The organism is Citrobacter sp. GW821-FHT02E08 (assembly GCF_059421685.1).
This window is the reverse complement of the sequence record NZ_JBWKVL010000007.1, coordinates 168249-191177: the sequence shown is the minus strand read 5'-3', so window position 1 is coordinate 191177 and position 22929 is coordinate 168249. Positions and strand designations below refer to the sequence as shown.

Sequence of the window (22929 nt, the reverse complement as noted above, 5' to 3'; positions counted from 1 at the left end):
GGGCGTTAGCTCAGTTGGTAGAGCAGTTGACTTTTAATCAATTGGTCGCAGGTTCGAATCCTGCACGCCCCACCAATGTAAAAAGGCGCCCTAAAGGCGCCTTTTTGCTATGCGCAGAACTTAATGATTCGAACCTGCTGCAGGTTCGGGTCGAACGCAGTGAGACAACGGAGCCGCTTGCGGCGACGGCCCGAAGGGCGAGCGAAGCGAGTCATCCTGCACGCCCCACCAATGTAAAAGAGGGCGCTGGCGGCGCCTTTTTGCTATCTGCGATTTAGAACCTTTACCTTGCTTGTCTGATGGCGCTTCACTTATCAGACCTACGGCCACCTGCCCTGACCCGCCCCCTATACTGCGTCAATGCCTTCCGCACAATAACAGCTGAAACACTGGCATTCTGGTGGAAGGCGCTGATTGCACTATTTAGATCTGATACAGCGGGTCCTGCGCGCGACCAGCGGTGAGCTCACTGGCCTGCATACGTACCACATCCCAGAGCGCCTGAGCGGCGGTCGAAAGAGACCTGTTTTTCCGCCGGGCCAGCATGAGTTGTCTTTCCACAACAGGCGTGAGTCGCTTCACCTGTAATTGATTCCCCTGTGGCAACGGTAATGCCAGCGCAGGCAATACACTGATACCAATGCCCGCCTCCACCATCGGAAACAGCGTCGCCGGGTGACCAATTTCCTGCACGATATTGGCGTCAATCGAAAAGTGCGACAATGCCGCGTCAATCAATGGTCGACTGCCTGAAGCATAATCCTGCAATACCAGCCGCTCATGCTCAAGCTCCTGCCAGCTCACCCACTCTCGCCTGGCGAAGGGATGATTCTGATGGCAGAGCAGCAAAAACGGTTCAGACAACACGGTTTCACACTGCAAGTCCGTCACGGCGCCGGGATCGATAACAATGCCAAAATCAACGTCCCCCTGACGAATACTCTCCAGCACCCACTGCTGTGGACGGTCATGCAGAACAAAATCAATCGCAGGGTAAAGGTGATTACTTTGCGCAATACACTGCGGAATAAGATGCGCTGAGATGGTCTGGCTGGCCGCCACGCGTACCGTGCCGGTCAACTGTGTGCCCACCCTCCCCGCTTCACGCAGGGTGCTGTGCAGTTCATCCAACACCCGATCCAGACGGGTCGCCAGTTGCTGCCCGGCTTCCGTCAAAACGACTTCACGCGTTGTGCGATCCAACAGTTTGACGCCTGTCTGTCGCTCCAGCTCTTTAATACTGTGACTGACTGCCGACTGGCTCAGACCGATAATATCCCCCGCACGGCTAAAACTTTTCGCCTGTGCGACGGTGACAAAAATACGGAGTTGACGCAGAGAGTAATTCATTAATTCAGTTCATATATAGATGCAATAAATCAATTTTATTTCTCAAATGGAAAAACGCAAAATACCAGCATCAGATTCCTGGAGTATTTATGAAAATTTTTCGTATCCTTGATCCGTTTACCGTGACCCTTATCACCGTCGTATTGCTGGCCTCGTTTTTTCCGGCCGAAGGCAGCTTTGTTCCTTTCTTCGAAGGTTTAACCACGGCCGCCATTGCACTGCTGTTTTTTATGCACGGTGCCAAACTCTCTCGCGAAGCGATTATTGCTGGCGGTAGCCACTGGCGACTTCATCTGTGGGTGATGTGCAGTACCTTCGTTCTGTTCCCGATAATCGGCGTGTTATTTGCCTGGTGGGCGCCGGTTAACGTCGACCCTATGCTCTATACCGGTTTTCTTTATCTTTGCATTCTTCCTGCTACCGTCCAGTCCGCCATCGCTTTCACCTCCCTGGCGGGCGGTAACGTCGCCGCCGCGGTCTGTTCCGCATCCGCATCCAGCCTGCTGGGCATTTTCCTCTCGCCACTTCTGGTGGGCCTGGTGATGAATATCCACGGCGCAGAAGGTAGCCTGGAGCAGGTCGGTAAAATCATGCTGCAACTGCTGCTACCGTTTGTGCTCGGGCATCTGTCACGCCCGTGGATTGGCAACTGGGTGGCACGCAATAAAAAGTGGATTGGTAAAACCGACCAAACCTCAATCCTGTTGGTGGTTTATTCTGCCTTCAGTGAAGCGGTTGTGAACGGTATCTGGCACAAAGTGGGCTGGGGATCGCTGCTGTTTATCGTGGTGGTCAGCATCGTGTTGTTGGCGATGGTTATTGCAATCAACATGTTTGTGGCCCGCAAATGCGGTTTCAACAAGGCGGATGAGATTACGATTGTTTTCTGCGGATCGAAAAAGAGTCTCGCCAACGGCATCCCAATGGCAAACATTCTGTTCCCGACCTCAGTGATTGGGATGATGGTGCTGCCGCTGATGATCTTCCATCAGATTCAACTGATGGTGTGCGCGGTGCTGGCGCGTCGCTACAAGCGCCAGACCGAGGCATTACAGGCGCAGCAAGAAAACCGCGCCGCGAAAGCTTAGAGCGGGCGTTTCAGGGGCTGAACCAACTGCGTCAGCCCCTCTGTTTTAATCAACAGCGTGATCGCCATCAGCTCGCCTAATTTTCCCGCCGGGAACTGATCCTTGCGGGCAAACCACAGCAAATACTCTTCCGGCACATCAATCAATCGACGCCCTTGGTACTTGCCGAACGGCATCACCGTATTGGCTATCTCGACCAACTGCTCTTTTTCCATCTCAGACACCCAGCAAACGGAGCATTTCGGCTTCGTCAATAACGGCAATTCCCAGTTCCTGCGCTTTCGCCAGCTTCGAACCCGCCGCTTCGCCCGCAATCACTAAATCGGTTTTCTTCGACACGCTGCCTGCCACCTTCGCTCCCAGCGCAACCAGACGCGCTTTGGCATCGTCGCGGGACATCTGGCTTAAGCTGCCGGTCAGTACCACCGTTTTACCGGCGAACGGACTGTCGATCTCTTCCGCGTTAACAACGACCGGAGCAGGCCAGTGAATGCCCCGCGCCAACAGTTGTTCGATCACCTCACGGTTGCTCTCTTCCGCGAAGAAGTTGAACACGTGAGTGGCCACCACAATGCCCACATCCGGGACTTTTTGCAGCTCTTCCAGAGAGGCGGCTTCCAGCGCTTCCAGCGTACCGAAATACGCCGCCAGTCCGGCAGCGGTCGCCTCGCCGACTTCACGAATACCCAGCGCATACAGGAAACGGGCGAAGGTCGTCTCTTTGGCTTTCTCCAGCGCATTCACCACGTTCTGCGCCGATTTCGGCCCCATACGGTCAAGTCCGGTCAACTTACCGGCCGTCAGGGTGAACAGATCGGCGGGCGTATGGACATACTCTTTCTCGACCAACTGGTCGATGATCTTATCGCCCATACCGTCAACGTCCATGGCGCGACGTGAAACGAAATGCTTAAGTGATTCTTTACGTTGCGCCCCGCAAATCAGGCCACCGGTACAGCGGGCAACCGCTTCGCCTTCCACACGCTCGACGTCCGACTGGCAGACCGGGCAATGGGTGGGGAACACAATTTCCTGCGTCTCTTCCGGGCGCTCTGAAAGCACCACGTTAACCACCTGAGGGATCACATCCCCGGCGCGGCGGATAACGACCTTGTCACCAATGCGTAAACCGAGACGTTCAATTTCATCGGCATTATGCAACGTGGCATTGCTCACCAGCACGCCCGCCACCTGCACCGGCTCGAGGCGGGCCACAGGGGTAATTGCGCCCGTCCGCCCAACCTGGAATTCTACGTCACGAACAACGGTCATTTGTTCCTGAGCGGGGAATTTAAAGGCCACCGCCCAGCGTGGCGCACGTGCCACGAAGCCCAGTTGTTCCTGGAGCGCCAGTGAATTGACCTTAATCACGACACCGTCAATATCAAAGCCGAGCGTTGGGCGATCCTCTTCCACTTTGTGGTAGAACGCCAGTACCGCCTCAGGGGAGTCGCAAAGCGTCACCCGATCGCTTACCGGAAGCCCCCATGCTTTAAACTGCAGCAAACGCCCAAGATGCGTATCGGGAAGTTCGCCTCCTTCCAGTACGCCAACACCATAGCAGAAGAAAGTGAGCGGTCGCTTCGCGGTAATACGCGGGTCAAGCTGGCGCAATGAACCTGCCGCCGCGTTACGCGGGTTCGCGAACACTTTATTCCCCGTACGGCGGGCATCTTCATTAATCTTTTCAAAACCGGCTTGTGGCAGGAAGACTTCACCGCGCACTTCCAGACGCGCAGGAATATTGTCGCCGCGCAGTTTAAGCGGAATGGCGCGGATAGTACGCACGTTAGAGGTAATATCTTCACCGGTTGTCCCATCGCCACGCGTCGCCGCACTGACCAGCACACCGTTTTCATACAGAATGCTCACCGCCAGGCCATCGAGTTTCAGTTCGCAGCACCAGGTCAGTTTGTCGGTGCTTTTCAGCCGGTCCTGTACGCGTTTGTTAAAAGCCAGAAAGCTCTCTTCGTCAAACACGTTATCCAGTGACAACATCGGTACTTCATGGCGAATTTGACTGAATGCCGCCAGCGGAGCAGCCCCGACGCGCTGGGTTGGCGAGTCTGACGTCACCATTTCCGGGTGCTTTGCTTCCAGTTCGCGCAGCGTCTGCATCAGGCGGTCATATTCCGCATCGGGAATTTCCGGCGCGTCCATCACATGGTAAAGATACTCATGATGGCGAAGCGCGGTTCGTAATTCTGTCAGTTGTTGTTCGATTGATTCCATATCGCACCATCAATGATAAAAAACCCCCGACAGGCGGGGGTTCAGAAAGGAAATGTCACGCCTTAGTAGAATCAGGCGTTAGCGTCTTTCACTTCGCGGATGCGGTCCTGATACTCACGCAATTTCTGCGGGGTCATCATTCTGCGTTGGTCGTCAAGCACCACGCCGCCTACTTCGTCAGCGATATGCTGTGCAGATTGCAGCATCAGCTTAAAGTTTTGCAGTTCATCGCCGTAGGACGGCACCTGCATGAAGATCGTCACACCAGGGGTGGTAAAATCACCTGTCATTTCAGGATCAAACGTCCCTGGGTTCACCATATTTGCCAGGCTGAATAACGCAGGACCGCTGCCATCCGGGCTTAAATGACGATGGAAAATATTCATATCGCCAAACTTAAAACCGGCTTGCTGAATGCTATTCAGCAGGATATCACCGTTCAATTCGGTGCCATGATGCGCCGCGACGTTCATGATAATGACCGCTTCTTTGCGCTGCGGTTTTTCAGGCGCTGGCGGCGGCGTTTCCACGACAGGTTCTGGCTGAGGTTTTGGCTCGGCAACGGGTTCCGCAGGCTGGAATGTTTGCGGCGCAGGCTGCACAGGCTGTTGAACCGGTTGCACATGCGGCGCGGCCGGTTGTTGTACCGGTTGATGCTGCACTGGCGGTTGTACCGGTTGCGGCTGTTGTACTGGCTGCGGCTGAGCATGCTGCGGCGGTACCGACGCGCCAGGCGGTTGCTGAGCCGGTTGACGCGGCTGCGCAGACGCATAAGGCGGCTGGTACTGGTGTTGCGGCGGCTGGCGAGGTGCGTCATGCTCCTGCGCATTGCCCGGGGCATGATTTACGCGGTGAACACGAACTTCACCCACGCCTTCGTCGTCTTGATCGACACCGTCGTCAAACGACTCGTCGTCACGTTTTGATTTCATGCGTTTTAGTGGACGATCGCGGAACATAGAAGATCGTTCTTTACGGCTGGTCCAGAAACCATGTACCAGTAAAGCGATTATGGCGATCGCGCCAACAATGATTAATATCAGACGCAAATCCTGCATCATTATATTCTCTGTTGTTCTAACACCTTGCCACCACGGCAAACATTTACTCACTAAGAGTATTTGCCGATTACCTCAAGTGCAAGTGGACTCTTGTCTTTCACAGCATAAAGATGAACGAAATTGTACTTTTTGCTGATTTTTCGAACATTTCTTAACTGTCCACCAGGCCACAACACGGTAAGATAGACAAAGTTTAGCCGGGGCTTAAACAAAAGGAGCATGTCCTGATTATGGTTTCATCATCCGCAACTGCGCCACGCAGTGGTTTCTATTATTTTTCTCAGGGATGGAAGTTGGTCACCCAACCGGGTATCCGTCGTTTTGTGATTTTACCTATGATGGTCAACATTTTGTTGATGGGCAGCGCGTTCTGGTGGCTGTTTACCGAACTGGACAGTTGGATACCTTCGCTGATGAGCCATGTACCAGACTGGCTGCAGTGGTTAAGTTACCTGCTGTGGCCGATTATCGTCCTCTCGGTGTTGCTGGTTTTTGGCTATTTTTTCTCGACGCTCGCCAACTGGATAGCCGCGCCGTTTAATGGTTTGCTGGCCGAACAGCTTGAAGCGCGTTTAACCGGGGCGACGCCTCCCGACACTGGCGTACTTGGTATCATGAAAGATGTGCCGCGCATCATGAAACGCGAATGGCAAAAACTGGCGTGGTATCTCCCGCGCGCGATTGCTCTGCTGGTTCTCTATTTTATTCCTGGTATCGGGCAAACCGTCGCGCCGGTACTGTGGTTCTTGTTCAGTGCGTGGATGTTGGCGATTCAATACTGCGACTATCCCTTCGACAACCACAAAGTCCCGTTCAAAGAGATGAGAAACGCCCTGCGTACGAAAAAAGTCACCAATATGCAGTTCGGCGCGATGACCAGTCTGTTCACTATGCTGCCCGTGCTCAACCTGTTCATTATGCCGGTTGCCGTCTGCGGCGCGACGGCAATGTGGGTGGATTGCTATCGTGATAAACACGCACTCTGGAAGTAATTGATCTTTTTTCTCTTTGTAAAAAAATTGTGCGAAAAGGGAGTGGCTTATGCCGCTCCTTATTCCATCCGGATCCCCATTATTTCCCTTCTGAATATAGATATGCTAAATCCTTACTTCCGCATATTCTCTGAGCGGGTATGCTAGCCCTTGTACCCCAATTTCATACAGTTAAGGACAGGCCATGAGTAAGATTTTTGAAGATAACTCGCTGACTATCGGTCATACGCCGCTGGTTCGACTGAACCGTATCGGTAACGGACGCATTCTGGCGAAGGTGGAATCACGTAACCCGAGCTTCAGCGTCAAATGCCGTATTGGTGCCAATATGATTTGGGATGCCGAAAAACGTGGCGTGCTGAAACCAGGCGTTGAACTGGTTGAGCCGACCAGCGGCAACACGGGTATCGCTCTGGCGTATGTGGCGGCGGCTCGTGGTTACAAACTGACGTTAACCATGCCGGAAACCATGAGCATTGAGCGTCGTAAGCTACTCAAAGCGCTGGGCGCAAATCTGGTGCTGACCGAAGGCGCCAAAGGCATGAAAGGCGCAATCCAGAAGGCTGAAGAAATCGTCGCCAGCGATCCGGTTAAGTACCTGTTGCTCCAACAGTTCAGCAACCCGGCAAACCCTGAAATTCATGAAAAAACCACCGGCCCGGAAATTTGGGAAGATACCGACGGTCAGGTCGATGTGTTTATCTCCGGCGTCGGTACTGGCGGTACGCTCACCGGCGTATCCCGCTACATTAAGGGAACGAAAGGCAAAACGGATCTGGTAACCGTTGCCGTTGAGCCGACGGACTCTCCGGTTATCGCTCAGGCGCTGGCAGGTGAAGAACTGAAACCCGGCCCGCACAAAATTCAGGGTATCGGCGCGGGTTTCATCCCCGGTAACCTGGATCTGAAACTGATTGATAAAGTTATCGGCATCACCAATGATGAGGCTATTTCCACCGCACGTCGTCTGATGGAAGAAGAAGGTATTCTTGCGGGTATCTCTTCGGGTGCCGCCGTTGCTGCAGCGCTTAAGCTCCAGCAAGATGAGACCTTTACCGGTAAGAATATTGTGGTTATATTACCATCATCAGGTGAGCGTTATCTGAGCACTGCGTTGTTTGCCGATCTCTTCACTGAGAAGGAACTGCAACAGTAATGCCAGCATGTTAATAACGCGTAAAAAAGCGCCTTTTTGGGCGCTTTTTTGTGGCCTGCTTCAAAGTTTCACTCCTCCTGGCATTGATTCACCCTGCCGGGTCTGGTATTTAACCAGACTAATTATTTTGATGCGCGAAATTAATCGTTACACGAAAACCGCTAGCTGAATCGATTTTATGATTTGGTTCAAGTCTTCCTTTAGCGGCATAATGTTTAATGACGAGCGAAACGTCAGCGGCCAGACGTTGCCAGCAACGGAATTGCGTAGAACACCGACTGTGTCGTGCCCCGTTTACGCCGGCGCTAACAATACAGGCTAAAGTTGAGCCGCCAGGCTAGACTTTAGTTCCACAACACTAAACCTATAAGTTGGGGAAATACAATGTTCCAGCAAGAAGTTACCATTACCGCTCCGAACGGTCTGCATACCCGCCCTGCTGCTCAGTTTGTTAAAGAAGCGAAAGGCTTCACTTCTGATATTACCGTGACCTCCAATGGCAAAAGCGCTAGCGCAAAAAGCCTGTTCAAACTGCAGACTCTGGGTCTGACTCAGGGCACCGTTGTTACCATCTCTGCGGAAGGTGAAGACGAGCAGAAAGCGGTTGAACATCTGGTTAAACTGATGGCGGAACTCGAGTAATTTTCCGGGTTCTTTTAAAAATCAGTCACAAGTAAGGTAGGGTTATGATTTCAGGCATTTTAGCATCCCCGGGTATCGCTTTCGGCAAAGCACTGCTGCTGAAAGAAGACGAAATCGTCATTGACCGGAAAAAAATTTCTGCCGACAAGGTTGATCAGGAAGTTGAACGTTTTCTGAGCGGTCGTGCCAAGGCATCTGCGCAGCTGGAAACGATCAAAACGAAAGCTGGTGAAACGTTCGGTGAAGAGAAAGAAGCCATCTTTGAAGGGCATATTATGCTGCTCGAAGATGAGGAGCTGGAGCAGGAAATCATAGCCCTGATTAAAGATAAACACATGACGGCTGATGCAGCTGCGCATGAAATTATCGAAGGTCAGGCCACTGCCCTGGAAGAGCTGGATGATGAATACCTGAAAGAACGTGCGGCTGACGTACGTGACATCGGTAAACGTCTGCTGCGTAATATCCTTGGTCTGGCAATTATCGATCTGAGCGCGATTCAGGACGAAGTTATCCTGGTTGCGGCTGACCTGACGCCGTCAGAAACCGCACAGCTGAACCTGAACAAGGTGCTGGGTTTCATTACTGACGCCGGTGGCCGTACTTCGCACACCTCTATTATGGCGCGTTCTCTGGAACTGCCTGCCATCGTAGGTACCGGTAGCGTTACCGCTCAGGTAAAAAATGACGACTATCTGATTCTGGATGCCGTAAACAACCAGGTTTACGTCAACCCAACGAACGAAGAAATCGAACAGCTGCGCGCCGTTCAGGAGCAAGTTGCGACTGAGAAAGCCGAACTTGCAAAACTGAAAGATCTGCCGGCCATCACGCTTGACGGTCATCAGGTTGAGGTTTGCGCTAACATCGGTACTGTACGTGATGTTGAAGGTGCCGAGCGTAATGGCGCTGAAGGTGTTGGCCTGTACCGCACCGAATTCCTGTTCATGGACCGTGACGCTCTGCCTACTGAAGAAGAGCAGTTTGCGGCGTATAAAGCCGTTGCTGAAGCGTGTGGCTCTCAGGCGGTTATCGTACGTACCATGGACATTGGCGGCGACAAAGAGCTGCCGTACATGAACTTCCCGAAAGAAGAAAACCCGTTCCTCGGCTGGCGTGCCGTGCGTATCGCGCTGGATCGCAAAGAGATCCTGCGTGACCAGGTTCGCGCCATCCTGCGTGCGTCTGCTTTCGGTAAATTGCGCATCATGTTCCCGATGATCATCTCTGTTGAAGAAGTACGCGAACTGCGCAAAGAGATCGAAATCTACAAACAGGAACTGCGTGACGAAGGGAAAGCCTTTGACGAGAGCATTGAGATTGGCGTGATGGTGGAAACACCGGCTGCCGCGACGATTGCGCGTCATTTAGCCAAAGAAGTGGACTTCTTTAGTATCGGTACCAATGATTTAACGCAGTATACTCTGGCAGTTGACCGTGGTAATGATATGATTTCACACCTTTACCAGCCAATGTCACCGTCTGTCCTTACGCTTATTAAGCAGGTTATCGATGCTTCTCATGCGGAAGGCAAATGGACTGGCATGTGTGGTGAGCTTGCAGGCGACGAACGTGCTACACTTCTGTTGCTGGGGATGGGTCTGGACGAATTCTCTATGAGCGCCATTTCTATCCCGCGCATTAAGAAGATTATCCGTAACACGAACTTCGAAGATGCGAAGGTGTTAGCAGAGCAGGCTCTTGCTCAACCGACAACGGACGAGTTAATGACGCTGGTTAACAAGTTCATTGAAGAAAAAACAATCTGCTAATCCACGAGATGCGGCCCAATTTACTGCTTAGGAGAAGATCATGGGTTTGTTTGATAAATTGAAATCTCTGGTTTCTGATGATAAGAAAGACACCGGAACTATTGAGATTATTGCTCCGCTCTCTGGCGAGATCGTCAATATCGAAGACGTGCCGGATGTTGTTTTTGCTGAAAAAATCGTTGGTGATGGCATCGCTATCAAACCAACTGGCAACAAAATGGTAGCGCCTGTTGACGGTACCATCGGCAAAATCTTTGAAACCAACCATGCGTTCTCTATCGAATCTGATAGCGGCATTGAGCTGTTCGTTCACTTCGGTATCGACACCGTTGAACTGAAAGGTGAAGGTTTCAAGCGTATCGCTGAAGAAGGCCAGCGCGTTAAAGTTGGCGACCCGGTTATTGAATTCGATTTGCCGCTGCTGGAAGAAAAAGCCAAGTCTACCCTGACTCCGGTTGTTATCTCCAACATGGACGAAATCAAAGAACTGATCAAACTGTCCGGTAGCGTGACTGTGGGTGAAACCCCGGTTATCCGCATCAAGAAGTAATTCTTGCCGCAGTGAAGAATGGCGCCTGATGGCGCCATTTTTTTATACACTTCATCCGGTCTGTCTGATGGCGCGACGCTTATCAGACCTACGCGATTTGTCACCACGAAATTGGATCATCCGGCATCGGTGCTGCGGTCACAATGGCGAGGTCACCGGGCGATAACACTTTTCACGCATCAGGATTTTCATCCCTTCCGGACCGCTTTCCAGAATACGCTTCTCTGAATCAGCAACCTGCAATTCGCACTGATATCCTCCTGCAACGCCGAACATTGCACGCGCCACACAAATGTCTTCCAGCGCCTCAAGGCCGCTGGTTTCGAAATGGCCGACCACACGCCCCTGCTGGCGAACGACTAACCGATAACTCTTCATCGCGCCTCCCCTGCCGGTGGCAGTATCAGTTCATCGCAACCGCATTGCTGGGTCCAGGTCATGACGTTCAGCACCCGCTGAGCAGCACTTTTCGTCGCCGCCACCAGCGTTTTCCCTTTCACAAGACCACTCACCAGTTCCGCACAGAACAGATCGCCGGTCCCTTTCAGATCGGTTTTCAACCGTGAATGTTCAATGACATCCACCGAATCGGCGGTCACCACCGCAACGTTTATCGTCTCATCGGTTTCTCCCGGCGCGCTGGTGATAACCACCCATTGCAAGGTGTCGGAAAGGAGCGATTTGGCGGCGATCACGGCATCATCCAGCGTGCCGCACGGCTTCCCGCTGAGTATCTCCAGTTCGAAGACGTTGGGTGTCAGTCCCTGCGCCAACGGCAGCAGATGGTGGCGATACGCGGCGGGGATTTCCGCTTTCACGTACATTCCACTGTCCGTGTCGCCTATCACCGGGTCCACCAGAATACACACATCAGGATGCGACTCCCGGACCGTCTTCAGCCACTGCGCCAACAGTTCGATCTGCTCTGCGCTTCCCATATAACCGGTGGTCACGGCTTTAAGTTCGCGCAGTGCGTCACGTTCATTCAACGCCTGAAGATAACCGCGAAACCAGTCGGCAGGGATAATGCCGCCATAAAACGTCTGATAATGCGGAGTATTGCTAAACAGTACCGTAGGGACCGGAGTCACCCGTAATCCCTGCGCTTTAATGGCAGGCACCGCAATGCTGTTGCCGACGCTACCATAAACGACCTGTGACTGAACGGCGACAATATCGGTCTGTATCGCCCGATGTGTATCGTCGAAGAGCACTGACTGTATTTCACTCTCCTGCCCCATTGCCTTCTCCTCTCACTGGACAGCGGGCTCACGCCTCACTATTATCGTCATATGCTAAAATTCATTTTGTCATAGGTCAATAATGATCGACGGAAAAACCGCCAACGAAATTTTTGACAATATTCGCCAACATGTCGCAAGTGGCAAATTGACGCCAGGCGAAACGCTGCCGCCGGTCCGTGAACTGGCGACCGCGCTGGAGATCAACCGCAATACTGTCGCGGCGGCTTACAAGCGGCTGGTCACCTCCGGGCTTGCCGTCAGCCTTGGACGCAACGGGACGGTGATCAAAGGCACTCCATCGCCTGTCGCACTCGAAGGGAGCAACCCGGGAACACCGCTAACCGATCTCTCCGGCGGTAACCCTGATCCTCAGCGTCTACCCGATCTTAGCCGCTATTTCACCGCGATAAACAGGTCGCCCCGTCTGTATGGTGATGCGGCGGTGTCTCCTGACCTCAAAAAATGGGCTGCGCACTGGATGCAGGATGCAACTCCTCAGGCTAGCGAAATCGATATTACCAGCGGTGCCATTGATGCGATTGAGCGCCTGCTCTGTGCGCACCTGCTGCCAGGTGACAGTGTGGTGGTGGAGGACCCCTGCTTTTTAAGCAGCATCAGCATGCTCCGTTACGCCGGATTTGGCGCGGCTCCGGTACTTGTCGATAGCGAAGGCATGCTGCCGGAAGGGCTGGAGCAGGCACTGCAAAAAGGGGCAAGAGCCGTTATTCTGACCCCACGGGCGCACAACCCAACAGGATGCAGCCTGAGCGCATCGCGCGCGGCCGCGTTACACGCCATTCTGGCTCGCTACCCACAAGTGCTGGTGATTGCTGATGATCACTTCGCCCTGCTTTCTTCATCTCCCTGGTATCCGGTCATTGCCCGCGAAACGCAACATTGGGCCGTGGTGCGTTCCATGTCGAAAACGCTCGGCCCGGACCTGCGCCTCGCCATCGTTTACAGTGATACGGCTACCTCGGCGAAGCTTCGTTTACGGTTAAACTCCGGCAGTCAGTGGGTCAGCCATCTGTTACAGGATCTCGTCTGCGCCTGTCTGACCGACGAGGACTACCAGCAATCACTTCATGATACCCGTCAGTTTTATGCCTCTCAGCAGCAAAAACTGGCGGCAGCATTACGCCATCAGGGCATTGATTCCGTCTCTCCCGGCGACGGCCTGAATCTGTGGCTACCGCTGCATGACGCAAGTCAGACGGTTGCGTTTAAATTGGCAAAATCAGGATGGCTGGTGCGTGAAGGTGAAGTGTTTGCCGTGAATACGCCAGCCCACGGCCTGCGCATTACGCTGTCGACACTCAGCGACAGCGACATCAACACACTGGCGGCTGATATTCATCAGGCGCTGAAACGCTAACAGGAGAATACAAGTGCGAGTTCATTTTGTTGTTCATGAGTCGTTCGAATCAACCGGAGCATATCTGCAATGGGCTGAAGATCGCGGTTACGCCATCTCCTGGTCTCGCGTCTATACCGGAGAGCCCATTCCCGCGAACGCCGATGATTTCGATATGCTGGTGGTTTTTGGCGGGCCGCAGTCACCGCACACCACGCTTGCTGAGTGCCCACATTTTGACTCACTGGCCGAGCAGCACCTGATCAACCAGGCCATTGTCGCGCAACGGATTGTGGTGGGGATCTGTTTAGGCTCACAGCTGATTGGCGAGGCGCTGGGGGCGAAAGTGTGTCAAAGCCCGGAAAAAGAGATCGGCCATTATCCCATTACGCTGACCGAGGCAGGTCAACAGCATCCGTTGCTTGCTCACTTTGGCTCCCCGTTGATGGTGGGTCACTGGCACAACGACATGCCGGGGTTAACCGACCAGGCAACGGTACTTGCCACAAGCGCAGGCTGCCCACGGCAAATCGTGCAGTACGGTAATTTTGTTTATGGTTTCCAGTGCCATATGGAGTTTACCGCTGAAGCGGTGGCAGGACTGATTCAGCATTCCGAACAGGAACTGGCAGAAGCCAAAGGGAAGCGCTTTATTCGCTCAAACGAGGAAATGCGTGAATGGAATTACCGGGAAATGAATGAAAAACTATGGCAGTTCCTGGACCTGTTGGTCGAGAAACATCGCAAATAACAGACATGCCCGGCCATTGCCGGGCGATGTTCTTAGATTCCCGCTCCCTGGCTGAAGTGCTCTTCGCCAAAGACCCCGGTCGAAAGATAGCGATCGCCGCGATCGCAGATGATCGCCACGACCACCGTACCAGGATTCGCTTTTGCCACGCGCAGCGCCCCTACCACCGCGCCGCCGGAACTGACGCCGCAGAAAATGCCTTCACGCACCGCCAGTTCACGCATCGTGTTTTCAGCGTCGTCCTGATGAATATCTAAAACTTCATCCACCAGCGAGGCGTTGAAAATCCCCGGCATATATTCTGCCGGCCAGCGACGAATACCCGGAATACTGCTGCCTTCTTCAGGCTGCAACCCGACAATCGTCACCGGTTTCTCTTGTTCACGCAGAAAACGTGACACGCCCGTAATGGTGCCGGTCGTTCCCATACTGGAGACGAAATGAGTGATCCGCCCGGACGTTTGCTGCCAGATTTCGGGACCGGTGGTGGTGTAGTGCGCGTACGGATTATCCGGATTGTTAAACTGATCCAGCAGCTTACCTTCACCGCAATTCGCCATTTCCAGCGCCAAATCCCGCGCCCCTTCCATCCCCTGCTCTTTGGTGACCAGGATCAGCTCAGCACCGTAAGCGCGCATGGCGGCGCGTCGTTCCTGACTCATGTTGTCCGGCATTAACAGCTTCATGCGATAGCCTTTCAGCGCGGCAATCATCGCCAGTGCAATTCCGGTGTTGCCACTGGTCGCTTCAATCAGCACGTCGCCCGGTTGGATTTCGCCCCGCTTTTCCGCCTCGACAATCATCGATAACGCGGCGCGATCTTTTACCGAGCCCGCCGGATTATTCCCTTCCAGTTTGAGCCAAATTTCGCTGCCGTTGTTCGGCCCCAGACGTTGTAATTTAACCAGCGGCGTGTTGCCAATGGTTTGTTCTAATGTATTCACGTTTTCTGCTCATAAAAAAGCCGGGTGGCGCTGCGCTTACCCGGCCGATAAACATACGAATTAACCTATCAGGCCGATTCAGCCAGAGCAAGCTCCGCTTCGCGCGTTTCGATGCGTTGTTCGCCGTTATACAACCGCGCATTTTGCAACCCAACGAACAGGCGCTCGCCGCGGACTGGCGCATCGTCACCCTGCATCACCACCGTCAGCGGCTCGTTGTACCACCCTAAAGGCTGCACAACTAATTGGGTGTAGTGACCTTTCGGACTGGCTTCCAGCACCTGTACCGGCAACGGTGAGTCAAGGCTGGTGCGGCGACTGATGTCCACTTCCCACGGGCGCAGGAACAGATCGACAGGCCCCTGATAAGCCGGTGTATAGCCCAACGGCCAGCGGTGCGCCCCAACGTGGAACTGCCCGCCGCGGATTGTCCCTCGCAGGCGGTTCACCTCGCCCATAAACTCCAGCACGAAGCGGGTCGCTGGATCACGCCATACCTGATCCGGCGCATCGGCCTGCTCAATATTGCCCTGGCTCATCACCACCACGCGGTCCGCCACTTCGGTGGCTTCTTCCTGATCGTGCGTCACAAAGACGCTGGTGAATTTCAGCTCTTCATGCAGCTGACGCAGCCAGCGACGCAACTCTTTGCGTACCTGAGCGTCGAGTGCGCCAAACGGTTCATCAAGCAACAGAATTTGTGGCTCCACGGCTAGCGCGCGCGCCAGCGCCACACGCTGTTTCTGCCCGCCGGAAAGCTGAGACGGGAAGCGATCCGCCAGATGCGCCAGTTGCACCATCTCCAGCAACTTTGTCACTTTCGCTTTAATCGCTGCCGCATTCGGGCGCTCACGACGCGGCAGCACCGTCAGGCCAAAGGCGATATTGTCAAATACGGTCATATGGCGGAACAGCGCGTAGTGCTGGAACACGAAACCGACTTTACGATCGCGTGCATGCAGGCGACTGACGTCCGTCCCGTGGAAGCGAATATGGCCGCTGGACTGATGTTCCAGCCCGGCGATAATCCGTAACAGCGTGGTTTTTCCGGAACCGGACGGCCCCAGCAGAGCCACCATCTGACCTGAAGGAATATCCAGTGAGATATCATTCAGCACCAGGGTGCGACCAAAAGACTTCTTAATATTGGCAATCTCAATGCTCATGATTTTCCTCCTGTTGCGCGCGTTTTTCCTGATTTTCCAGGCGCCACTGCAACATACTCTTCAAAAACAGGGTAATAATCGCCATCAGCGTCAGTAACGCGGCGGCAGTAAAGGAGCCGACAGCGTTGTAGTCTTGCTCCAGTAATTCAATCTGTAGCGGCAGCGACAGGGTTTCACCGCGAATCGAGCCGGAGACCACCGACACCGCACCAAACTCGCCAATCGCACGGGCGTTGGTCAGCACCACGCCGTACAGCAGCGCCCAGCGGATATTCGGCAGCGTCACGCGGCGGAACATTTGCCAGCCGGAGGCGCCGAGTAAAATCGCCGCTTCGTCTTCCTGACTCCCCTGGCTTAGCATCACCGGCACCAGTTCACGTACCACAAACGGGCAGGTGACGAAGATAGTAACCAGCACCATACCCGGCCAGGAGAACATAATTTGCAGGTTATGCTCATCCAGCCAGCCGCCCAACGGACCGTTAGAGCCGTAGAACAGCAGATACACCAGACCGGCGACCACCGGCGAAACGGCAAACGGGATATCCAGCAGCGTCAGCAACAATTGGCGACCCGGGAAGTTAAAGCGCGTCACCAGCCAGGCCAGCAACACGCCGAACACCAGGTTGACCGGCACAGCAATCAATGCAATCAGCACGGTCAGCCAGATGGCGTGGAGCATGTCCGGGTCGGCCAAATTCTGTATTACCGGCATCAATCCTTTGCTGAATGCCTGCACGAAGATAGAGATCATCGGCACCAGCAAAATAAACGTGGACACCAGCATGCCCGCGCCAATCAGCAACCATTTCCCCCAGTTAATGCGGGGCGCGTCATAGCGCTTTAATTGAGTAACGTCCGCCATCAGTGACCTACCACACGTCGACCAAAGCGACTTTGCAGAGTGTTAATCGAAAACAGCAGTAACAACGACGCGGCCAGGATCACCGACGCGATCGCGCTCGCCGCCGGATAATCAAACTCCTGTAAGCGAACAAAAATCATCAGCGATGTCACTTCCGTCTTCCACGCGATATTGCCCGCGATAAAAATCACCGCGCCGAATTCTCCCAGACTACGAGTGAAGGAAAGCGCTACGCCTGCCACCAGCGCCGGAGAGAGCTCCGGCAACACGACCTTGCGAAAACTCTGCCAGCGGGTCGCACCGAGCGTCTCTGCCGCTTCTTCATATTCCGGACCTAACTCTTCCAGCACCGGTTGCACCGTACGTACCACAAACGGAATGCTGGTAAACGCCATCGCCACCGCAATACCGAGCCAGGTATAGGTGACCTTGATATCAAACTTCGCCAGCCACTCGCCGTAAAAACCGTTAACCGAAAACAGCGACGCCAGCGTCAAACCCGCGACCGCCGTTGGCAGGGCAAACGGCAGATCCATCAACGCATCCAGCAATGTGCGCCCGGGGAAGCGATAGCGGGTTAAGATCCACGCCATCAGCAGGCCGAACACACCGTTAAAAATCGACGCCACAAAGGCCGACAACAGCGTGACTTTATAGGCCGCAACCACCTGCGGGTTGGTGATCACTTCCCAGTACTGCGCCCAGCTCATCTCAGAAAGTTGCATCACCAGCGCGCTGAGCGGCAGCAGCAAAATCAGGCAGACGAACAGCAAGCTGGTGCCCAGACTTAAGGTAAAGCCGGGCAGCACGCGTCTGGAGGAGACGGCTAACATTTACGAGCGCCCCGCCGCCAGCAGTTTGTCCAGTTCGCCACCGCTGACAAAATGGGTTTTCATCACCGCAGGCCAGTCGCCAAACTTATCTTCCACGCGGAACAGTTCGGTTTGCGGGAATTTGTCTTTCAGCTTGTCCATCACTTCCGGGTTGTTCACGCGGTAGTAGAAATCAGTAATGATGGTCTGCGCTTCAGGGCTGTAGAGCCAGTTCAAATACGCTTTCGCCGCCTTCTCAGTGCCGTTGGCCTTCACGTTTTTATCGACCCACGCCACGGGAAACTCGGCGAGGATATTCACCTTCGGCACCACGACGTCAAAGCCCTGCGCTTCATACTGTTTGCGAATGTTGTTCACTTCCGACTCAAACGTTATCAGCACATCGCCCAGTCCACGTTCAACAAACGTAGTGGTTGCGCCGCGACCGCCGGTGTCAAACACCTCAACATTCTTCAGGAATTGGGTCATGAATTGCTCGGTTTTGGCTTTATCGCCGCCATCGGCTTTATCCGCCGCACCCCAGGCCGCCAGGTAGGTATAACGCGCATTACCGGAGGTTTTCGGGTTCGGGAAAATCAGTTTCACGTCAGAGCGCACCAGGTCATTCCAGTCGTGGATGTTCTTCGGGTTGCCCTTGCGCACCAGGAACGCCATCGTGGAATAGAATGGTGAACTGTTATTTGGTAGACGGCTTTGCCAGTCCGCCGGGAGAAGCTTGCCTTTATCGTGCAGGATCTGCACATCCGTCACCTGGTTGTAGGTGACGACATCGGCTTTCAGACCCTGCAAAATCGCCAGCGCCTGTTTTGATGACCCGGCATGAGATTGTTTAATCGTCAGCTTGTCGCCGCCGTTGTCTTTCGCCCATTGCTGTTCAAACGGCGGGTTCAGGGCGGCAAACAGTTCGCGGGAAACATCGTATGAACTGTTCAGCAGTTCCGTTGCCTGCGCCTGCGTGGCCAGTAACAGAATTGCTACCAGCGTCAGGGTTCTTTTTTTCAGTAAGTTAACGGCCATTGCGCACCCTTATAAATTTAATGACGTAGAGCCTGCCCCATTAGGCGTAATTGTTGCAGGCAGTTTGGACACGGACAGCGCGCAAGAACCGGAGCGTACACAGAGTACGTGAGGATTCTGAGCACTGCCCGGGGTCAAAATGCCAAATAAAATAGCCTAATGGGTCAGACTCTTTCTATTTGCCATCATATTTATAACCAGGGTGAAAGGAGTAACGGTTTTATATACCGTTTGATGATTTGAAAGTTGAAAAGAGAATAAGAGAACACCTCCCCACCGACGGTGAGGAGGTTATGGGTGTCAATCAGACACCGACGCTGACGCTTTCCGGCAACGTGCTGCCACCGTCAATGACGTTTTGCGTCCCCGTCAGGTAGCTGGACTCATCGGAGGCGAGGAAAGCTGCAAGCTCACCGACCTCAAGCGGGCTCGCCAGGCGGCGCATCGGGATCGCTTTCGCCATCTCGGTCAGCACGGACTCTGGGTCATCCGGATTGGACTGCCGGGCAATGCTTTCCGCCATCGGGGTGCGCACGTAGCCGGGACAGATAGCATTCACACGAATCCCCGCCTGCGCGAACTCCACGGCCAGTGATTTGGTAAGGCCGATCAGTGCAGCTTTGGATAAGGCATAGGCGGTTTCGCCCGGGTCAGCAACCATATCGCCCGTCACGGAAGACATCATCACGATGCGACCGTCGTTGCGCTCGATCATTTCGGGCAGCACGGCTTTGGTGACGTTCCAGACACCTTTAATATTGATATCGATATGTAGATCCCGGTCTTCCTCGCTCATGTCGAGAAAGTTACCTAACCGGCAAACGCCTGCGTTGTTGACGAGAATATCAATTTTACCTTCCGTCGCCTTCGCGCGGGCAATGGCTGCGGCAACAGAGGCGGCATCCCTGACATCTGCATGAACCGCCGTACAACGATGGCCGCGGCCCCCTAGCTCGTCCGCCAGTTTTTCAATCTCATCGGAGATATCCAACAAAATTAAGTTCGCGCCATGGCGGGCAAACACTCTGGCGATCCCTTCGCCGATACCTTGTGACGCGCCCGTAATCAGTGCTGTTTTACCCGTGAGTTTACCCATTTCAATGTTCTCCATTTGAATACAGAGCCTTACACTCCATTAACACTGAAAATACAGCAATAACAAATAAGTGCTGCGGAACAGCTCACTAATTCAGGTAAATCTTAGGTAAAAAATCAGCACGCTATTTACCCAGCCGCTTAATCAGCTGGCTACGGCGTTCGATTATGCGCAGGGATGCAATGATTCACATTGTGTTTAATGCTATGAAATATATGATTCCAGTTATTCGCCTGGGTAACAACGAACCTGTAAGGAAACACACATCATGCAATTTGAGAAGATGATTACCGAAGGCGCTCACTGCGCTTCTAAGGAATAACGCGAATGGCAAAAGACATCAGTAATGAACTCCTGAATCGCATCCTTGACCAGGTCGGCGGCGCGGCTAACATTGCCAAATGCGGCAACTGCATGACCCGTTTGCGGCTGTCAGTGCATGACAGCAGTCTGGTAGATCCCGCCATTAAAACGCTGGAGGGCGTGAAAGGCGTCGTGATCTCTAATGACCAGGTGCAGGTCATTTTTGGCCCGGGTAAAGCGCAACGCGCGGCAGATGCCATGAACGTGTTGCTTGGCGAAACGGTGACCCCGCATGCTGCGGAAATCGCGGCCCAGAACAAACGCCAGATTAAAGCGAAGCAGACATCCGGGATTCAGCAATTTCTGTCAACGTTTGCCACTATTTTCACCCCGTTGATCCCCGGTTTTATTGCCGCGGGTCTGCTACTCGGGATTGCAACGCTCATCGGCACCGTGATGCACGTCCCGGCCGATGCGACCGGCACGCTTGCCGATGCGCTGAACTTTATGAAGGTCTTCAGCAAAGGTCTCTTTACCTTTCTGGTCATTCTTATTGGTTACAACGCCGCGCAAGCCTTTGGCGGCACAGGGGTTAACGGCGCCATCATCGCCTCGCTGTTCTTGCTGGGGTACAACCCAGCCGCCACCACGGGTTATTACTCTGGTCTTCAGGATTTCTTCGGGCTGACGATAGACCCGCGCGGCAACATTATTGGCGTTCTGATCGCCGCCTGGGCCAGCGCGCGCATTGAAGGTCTGATTCGCCGTTTTATGCCTGATGATCTGGATATGCTTCTGACCTCCATGCTGACCCTGGTGATCACCGCCATTCTGGCGTATCTGGTGATTATGCCGCTGGGCGGATGGTTGTTCGAAGGGATGTCGTGGCTCTTTATCCATCTCAACAGCAACCCGCTGGGCTGTGCCGTCCTCGCCGGGCTTTTTCTGATTTCGGTCGTCTTTGGCGTCCATCAAGGCTTTATTCCCGTCTATCTGGCGTTAATGAGCAGTCAGGGTTTTAACAGCCTGTTTCCGATTCTTTCCATGGCGGGCGCGGGTCAGGTCGGTGCCGCGCTGGCGCTCTACTGGCGGGCAGAAAAACACAGCACGTTACGCAGTCAGGTTCGCGGTGCGATCATTCCAGGTTTACTCGGCGTCGGCGAACCGCTGATTTATGGCGTCACATTGCCGCGAATGAAACCCTTTATCACCGCCTGCTTCGGCGGCGCTGCCGGTGGTCTGTTTATCGGTCTGGTGGCCTGGTCCGGTCTGCCGATGGGGTTAAACAGCGCCTTTGGCCCCTCCGGTCTGGTGGCTCTGCCCTTAATGACCTCTGCGCAAGGGATCCTCCCTGCAATGGCGGTGTATGCAGGCGGCATGCTGGTTTCATACATTGCCGGATTTATTTTTACGGTTCTCTTTGGCTGCCGTAACGTGAATCTGGATTAAAAAGCGATAATCACCTGATGCGTAGCCCTCAGTTTTACCGCCCGTGCCACGCTGAAACGTGAATAACAAAAAGGCCAGTCAGTGACATCACTGACTGGCCTTTCACCACCGGTAAAGTCATTAACGCCTTACAGCGCCATCAAACGATCCAGAGACGGTGCAAAGTAATAACCGCCGGTCACCGGTTTGGTGAAGCGCAACATGGCATCGCGTTTACCGTCGGTGTCACCAAACATGCTCAACAGCTGCTGTTCGATATTGTACAGACGTGCGCAGTAGGCGCAGAAATAGAGGCCATGTGTACCGCTGGCCGTTCCGTACGGCAGACTCTGACGGACAATTTTCAGCCCTTTACCTTCTTCTTTCAGATCCACGCGGCTCAGGTGAGACGTCTCCGGGCGATCGTCGCCGTCGATCTCTTCGTTGGCTTCTTTGGTGCGGCCAATCATCATTTCCTGATCGTGAATGCTCATGCGGTTGAGCTGCTTCAGGTTGTGCTCCCAACGCTGAACAAACACATAGCTGCCGCCCGCATCAACGCCGTCTTTAATGACTGCAACCTCACGGCGCGTCTCAACGCCCGCCGGGTTTTCCGTCCCATCGACAAAGCCGCTGAGGTCACGCTCTTCTACCCAACGGAAACCGTGGATCTCTTCTTTCACGTCGATGCAGTCGCCAAAGGCTTCCATCGCTGCCTGCGCAACGGAGAAATTCACGTCATGACGCAGAGACAAAATATGGATAAGCACGTCGTACTGCGTTGCCGGCGCCAGACCTTTACCGTAAGGGATAAAATCTTTCAGCTCTTCTGCGCCGACGCCACCGCTGAGGGCGCGCCAGGTGTTGTTGCCGAAAGCCACGACGGCGCCTAAGTGCGCATCCGGGAATTTTGTTTCGAAGGTTGCCAGTTTGTCGGCAAACGCTTTGCTCGCCGCACGCAGGGCATCAACCTCCCCTTTAACATTGGCTTCAATCCAAATCGCCGCACGGCAATGTTCTGGCAAAATGCCACTCTGAACCTGAGACATTATTCCTCCTGAATATGAGAATGCCACGACTGGGTG

At 53.9% G+C, this 22929-nt stretch carries 22 protein-coding genes and 1 other RNA gene; 10 read left to right on the top strand and 13 right to left on the bottom strand.

From position 1 onward, the window contains the following. Positions 1–97 precede the first annotated feature (97 nt). Positions 98–231, top strand: a non-coding RNA gene (locus tag AC07UY_RS11930) — RtT sRNA. A gap of 192 nt (positions 232–423) precedes the next feature. Here the strand turns inward: AC07UY_RS11930 and AC07UY_RS11925 are convergent. Then, on the bottom strand, positions 424–1350 hold the full coding sequence (locus AC07UY_RS11925; protein ID WP_494660956.1) for a LysR family transcriptional regulator: 927 nt from the start codon (positions 1348–1350) through the stop codon (positions 424–426). 89 nt (positions 1351–1439) lie between these two features. Between AC07UY_RS11925 and AC07UY_RS11920 the strand changes: the two genes are divergently transcribed. After that, positions 1440–2438: a bile acid:sodium symporter family protein gene (locus AC07UY_RS11920; RefSeq protein WP_494701187.1), complete on the top strand. Its 999-nt coding sequence runs from the start codon at positions 1440–1442 to the stop codon at positions 2436–2438. On the opposite strand, the gene AC07UY_RS11915 is transcribed toward AC07UY_RS11920, so the two are convergent. The 3 genes from AC07UY_RS11915 to zipA form a co-directional block, all read right to left on the bottom strand. Next, on the bottom strand, positions 2435–2653 hold the full coding sequence (locus tag AC07UY_RS11915) for a DUF3820 family protein (protein WP_276294434.1): 219 nt from the start codon (positions 2651–2653) through the stop codon (positions 2435–2437). The genes AC07UY_RS11920 and AC07UY_RS11915 overlap by 4 nt on opposite strands. A 1-nt stretch (position 2654) precedes the next feature. Then, a complete protein-coding gene (gene ligA / locus AC07UY_RS11910) occupies positions 2655–4670 on the bottom strand; it encodes an NAD-dependent DNA ligase LigA (RefSeq protein WP_494660958.1) in 2016 nt (671 codons plus the stop codon). A gap of 71 nt (positions 4671–4741) precedes the next feature. Further along, positions 4742–5731: a cell division protein ZipA gene (gene zipA / locus AC07UY_RS11905; protein WP_494660959.1), complete on the bottom strand. Its 990-nt coding sequence runs from the start codon at positions 5729–5731 to the stop codon at positions 4742–4744. A gap of 230 nt (positions 5732–5961) precedes the next feature. On the opposite strand from zipA, the gene cysZ reads away from it, so the two are divergent. The 5 genes from cysZ (at position 5962) to crr (ending at position 10843) form a co-directional block, all read left to right on the top strand. Beyond that, a complete protein-coding gene (gene cysZ, locus AC07UY_RS11900; protein ID WP_494660960.1) occupies positions 5962–6723 on the top strand; it encodes a sulfate transporter CysZ in 762 nt (253 codons plus the stop codon). Between the two features lie 184 nt (positions 6724–6907). Beyond that, positions 6908–7879 (top strand): cysteine synthase A, encoded by a 972-nt coding sequence (gene cysK / locus AC07UY_RS11895; protein WP_203360501.1) that lies wholly within the window; start codon positions 6908–6910, stop codon positions 7877–7879. Between the two features lie 384 nt (positions 7880–8263). Continuing rightward, positions 8264–8521, top strand: a complete 258-nt coding sequence (gene ptsH / locus AC07UY_RS11890; protein ID WP_004936458.1) for a phosphocarrier protein Hpr — start codon at positions 8264–8266, stop codon at positions 8519–8521. Positions 8522–8565: 44 nt separating this feature from the next. After that, positions 8566–10293, top strand: coding sequence for a phosphoenolpyruvate-protein phosphotransferase PtsI (gene ptsI, locus AC07UY_RS11885; protein WP_494660961.1), 1728 nt, complete (start codon positions 8566–8568; stop codon positions 10291–10293). A gap of 40 nt (positions 10294–10333) precedes the next feature. Then, positions 10334–10843, top strand: coding sequence for a PTS glucose transporter subunit IIA (gene crr, locus AC07UY_RS11880; RefSeq protein WP_008803873.1), 510 nt, complete (start codon positions 10334–10336; stop codon positions 10841–10843). A 138-nt stretch (positions 10844–10981) separates the two neighbouring features. Here the strand turns inward: crr and AC07UY_RS11875 are convergent, their stop codons facing one another. Both AC07UY_RS11875 and pdxK read right to left on the bottom strand, forming a co-directional pair. Beyond that, the gene (locus AC07UY_RS11875; protein ID WP_494701188.1) at positions 10982–11221 is read right to left on the bottom strand and encodes a cytoplasmic protein; all 240 of its coding nucleotides are present in this window, start codon (positions 11219–11221) and stop codon (positions 10982–10984) included. After that, a complete protein-coding gene (gene pdxK, locus AC07UY_RS11870) occupies positions 11218–12084 on the bottom strand; it encodes a pyridoxine/pyridoxal/pyridoxamine kinase (RefSeq protein ID WP_494701189.1) in 867 nt (288 codons plus the stop codon). Before pdxK ends, AC07UY_RS11875 begins: the two co-directional genes overlap by 4 nt. A gap of 82 nt (positions 12085–12166) precedes the next feature. On the opposite strand from pdxK, the gene ptsJ reads away from it, so the two are divergent. Together ptsJ and AC07UY_RS11860 are read left to right on the top strand one after the other, a co-directional pair. Beyond that, positions 12167–13462, top strand: a complete 1296-nt coding sequence (gene ptsJ / locus AC07UY_RS11865) for a MocR-like B6 salvage transcription factor PtsJ (protein ID WP_494701190.1) — start codon at positions 12167–12169, stop codon at positions 13460–13462. A gap of 13 nt (positions 13463–13475) precedes the next feature. Next, entirely contained in the window at positions 13476–14192 is a 717-nt protein-coding gene (locus tag AC07UY_RS11860; protein ID WP_494701191.1) for a type 1 glutamine amidotransferase, read from the top strand. Between the two features lie 32 nt (positions 14193–14224). Here the strand turns inward: AC07UY_RS11860 and cysM are convergent, their stop codons facing one another. The 6 genes from cysM to ucpA form a co-directional block, all read right to left on the bottom strand. Beyond that, on the bottom strand, positions 14225–15136 hold the full coding sequence (cysM, locus tag AC07UY_RS11855) for a cysteine synthase CysM (RefSeq protein WP_494701192.1): 912 nt from the start codon (positions 15134–15136) through the stop codon (positions 14225–14227). A gap of 68 nt (positions 15137–15204) precedes the next feature. Further along, the gene (cysA, locus tag AC07UY_RS11850; RefSeq protein WP_494660967.1) at positions 15205–16302 is read right to left on the bottom strand and encodes a sulfate/thiosulfate ABC transporter ATP-binding protein CysA; all 1098 of its coding nucleotides are present in this window, start codon (positions 16300–16302) and stop codon (positions 15205–15207) included. Further along, positions 16292–17167, bottom strand: a complete 876-nt coding sequence (cysW, locus tag AC07UY_RS11845; RefSeq protein ID WP_494660968.1) for a sulfate/thiosulfate ABC transporter permease CysW — start codon at positions 17165–17167, stop codon at positions 16292–16294. Before cysW ends, cysA begins: the two co-directional genes overlap by 11 nt. Next, a complete protein-coding gene (gene cysT, locus AC07UY_RS11840) occupies positions 17167–18000 on the bottom strand; it encodes a sulfate/thiosulfate ABC transporter permease CysT (protein ID WP_192612989.1) in 834 nt (277 codons plus the stop codon). The genes cysW and cysT overlap by 1 nt, the downstream gene beginning before the upstream one ends. After that, positions 18001–19017 carry a sulfate ABC transporter substrate-binding protein gene (locus AC07UY_RS11835; RefSeq protein WP_494660969.1) on the bottom strand — a complete coding sequence of 339 codons (1017 nt, stop codon included), beginning with the start codon at positions 19015–19017 and terminating at the stop codon, positions 18001–18003. 304 nt (positions 19018–19321) lie between these two features. Next, entirely contained in the window at positions 19322–20113 is a 792-nt protein-coding gene (ucpA, locus tag AC07UY_RS11830) for an SDR family oxidoreductase UcpA (protein ID WP_203360491.1), read from the bottom strand. 327 nt (positions 20114–20440) lie between these two features. On the opposite strand from ucpA, the gene murP reads away from it, so the two are divergent. Beyond that, complete coding sequence (gene murP, locus AC07UY_RS11825) at positions 20441–21865, top strand: PTS N-acetylmuramic acid transporter subunit IIBC (protein WP_494701193.1); 1425 nt, start codon at positions 20441–20443, stop codon at positions 21863–21865. Between the two features lie 128 nt (positions 21866–21993). Here the strand turns inward: murP and yfeX are convergent, their stop codons facing one another. Then, positions 21994–22893 carry a porphyrinogen peroxidase gene (gene yfeX, locus AC07UY_RS11820; protein ID WP_494660970.1) on the bottom strand — a complete coding sequence of 300 codons (900 nt, stop codon included), beginning with the start codon at positions 22891–22893 and terminating at the stop codon, positions 21994–21996. Positions 22894–22929: the final 36 nt, after the last annotated feature.

Excerpts from the sequence above, each read along its gene's own strand:
- AC07UY_RS11925 (WP_494660956.1), bottom strand. The coding sequence starts at position 1,350 with ATGAATTACTCTCTGCGTCAACTCCGTATTTTTGTCACCGTCGCACAG.
- AC07UY_RS11920 (WP_494701187.1), top strand. The coding sequence starts at position 1,440 with ATGAAAATTTTTCGTATCCTTGATCCGTTTACCGTGACCCTTATCACC.
- AC07UY_RS11915 (WP_276294434.1), bottom strand. The coding sequence starts at position 2,653 with ATGGAAAAAGAGCAGTTGGTCGAGATAGCCAATACGGTGATGCCGTTC.
- ligA (WP_494660958.1), bottom strand. The coding sequence starts at position 4,670 with ATGGAATCAATCGAACAACAACTGACAGAATTACGAACCGCGCTTCGC.
- zipA (WP_494660959.1), bottom strand. The coding sequence starts at position 5,731 with ATGATGCAGGATTTGCGTCTGATATTAATCATTGTTGGCGCGATCGCC.
- cysZ (WP_494660960.1), top strand. The coding sequence starts at position 5,962 with ATGGTTTCATCATCCGCAACTGCGCCACGCAGTGGTTTCTATTATTTT.
- cysK (WP_203360501.1), top strand. The coding sequence starts at position 6,908 with ATGAGTAAGATTTTTGAAGATAACTCGCTGACTATCGGTCATACGCCG.
- ptsH (WP_004936458.1), top strand. The coding sequence starts at position 8,264 with ATGTTCCAGCAAGAAGTTACCATTACCGCTCCGAACGGTCTGCATACC.
- ptsI (WP_494660961.1), top strand. The coding sequence starts at position 8,566 with ATGATTTCAGGCATTTTAGCATCCCCGGGTATCGCTTTCGGCAAAGCA.
- crr (WP_008803873.1), top strand. The coding sequence starts at position 10,334 with ATGGGTTTGTTTGATAAATTGAAATCTCTGGTTTCTGATGATAAGAAA.
- AC07UY_RS11875 (WP_494701188.1), bottom strand. The coding sequence starts at position 11,221 with ATGAAGAGTTATCGGTTAGTCGTTCGCCAGCAGGGGCGTGTGGTCGGC.
- pdxK (WP_494701189.1), bottom strand. The coding sequence starts at position 12,084 with ATGGGGCAGGAGAGTGAAATACAGTCAGTGCTCTTCGACGATACACAT.
- ptsJ (WP_494701190.1), top strand. The coding sequence starts at position 12,167 with ATGATCGACGGAAAAACCGCCAACGAAATTTTTGACAATATTCGCCAA.
- cysA (WP_494660967.1), bottom strand. The coding sequence starts at position 16,302 with ATGAGCATTGAGATTGCCAATATTAAGAAGTCTTTTGGTCGCACCCTG.
- cysW (WP_494660968.1), bottom strand. The coding sequence starts at position 17,167 with ATGGCGGACGTTACTCAATTAAAGCGCTATGACGCGCCCCGCATTAAC.
- cysT (WP_192612989.1), bottom strand. The coding sequence starts at position 18,000 with ATGTTAGCCGTCTCCTCCAGACGCGTGCTGCCCGGCTTTACCTTAAGT.
- AC07UY_RS11835 (WP_494660969.1), bottom strand. The coding sequence starts at position 19,017 with ATGGCCGTTAACTTACTGAAAAAAAGAACCCTGACGCTGGTAGCAATT.
- ucpA (WP_203360491.1), bottom strand. The coding sequence starts at position 20,113 with ATGGGTAAACTCACGGGTAAAACAGCACTGATTACGGGCGCGTCACAA.
- murP (WP_494701193.1), top strand. The coding sequence starts at position 20,441 with ATGGCAAAAGACATCAGTAATGAACTCCTGAATCGCATCCTTGACCAG.
- yfeX (WP_494660970.1), bottom strand. The coding sequence starts at position 22,893 with ATGTCTCAGGTTCAGAGTGGCATTTTGCCAGAACATTGCCGTGCGGCG.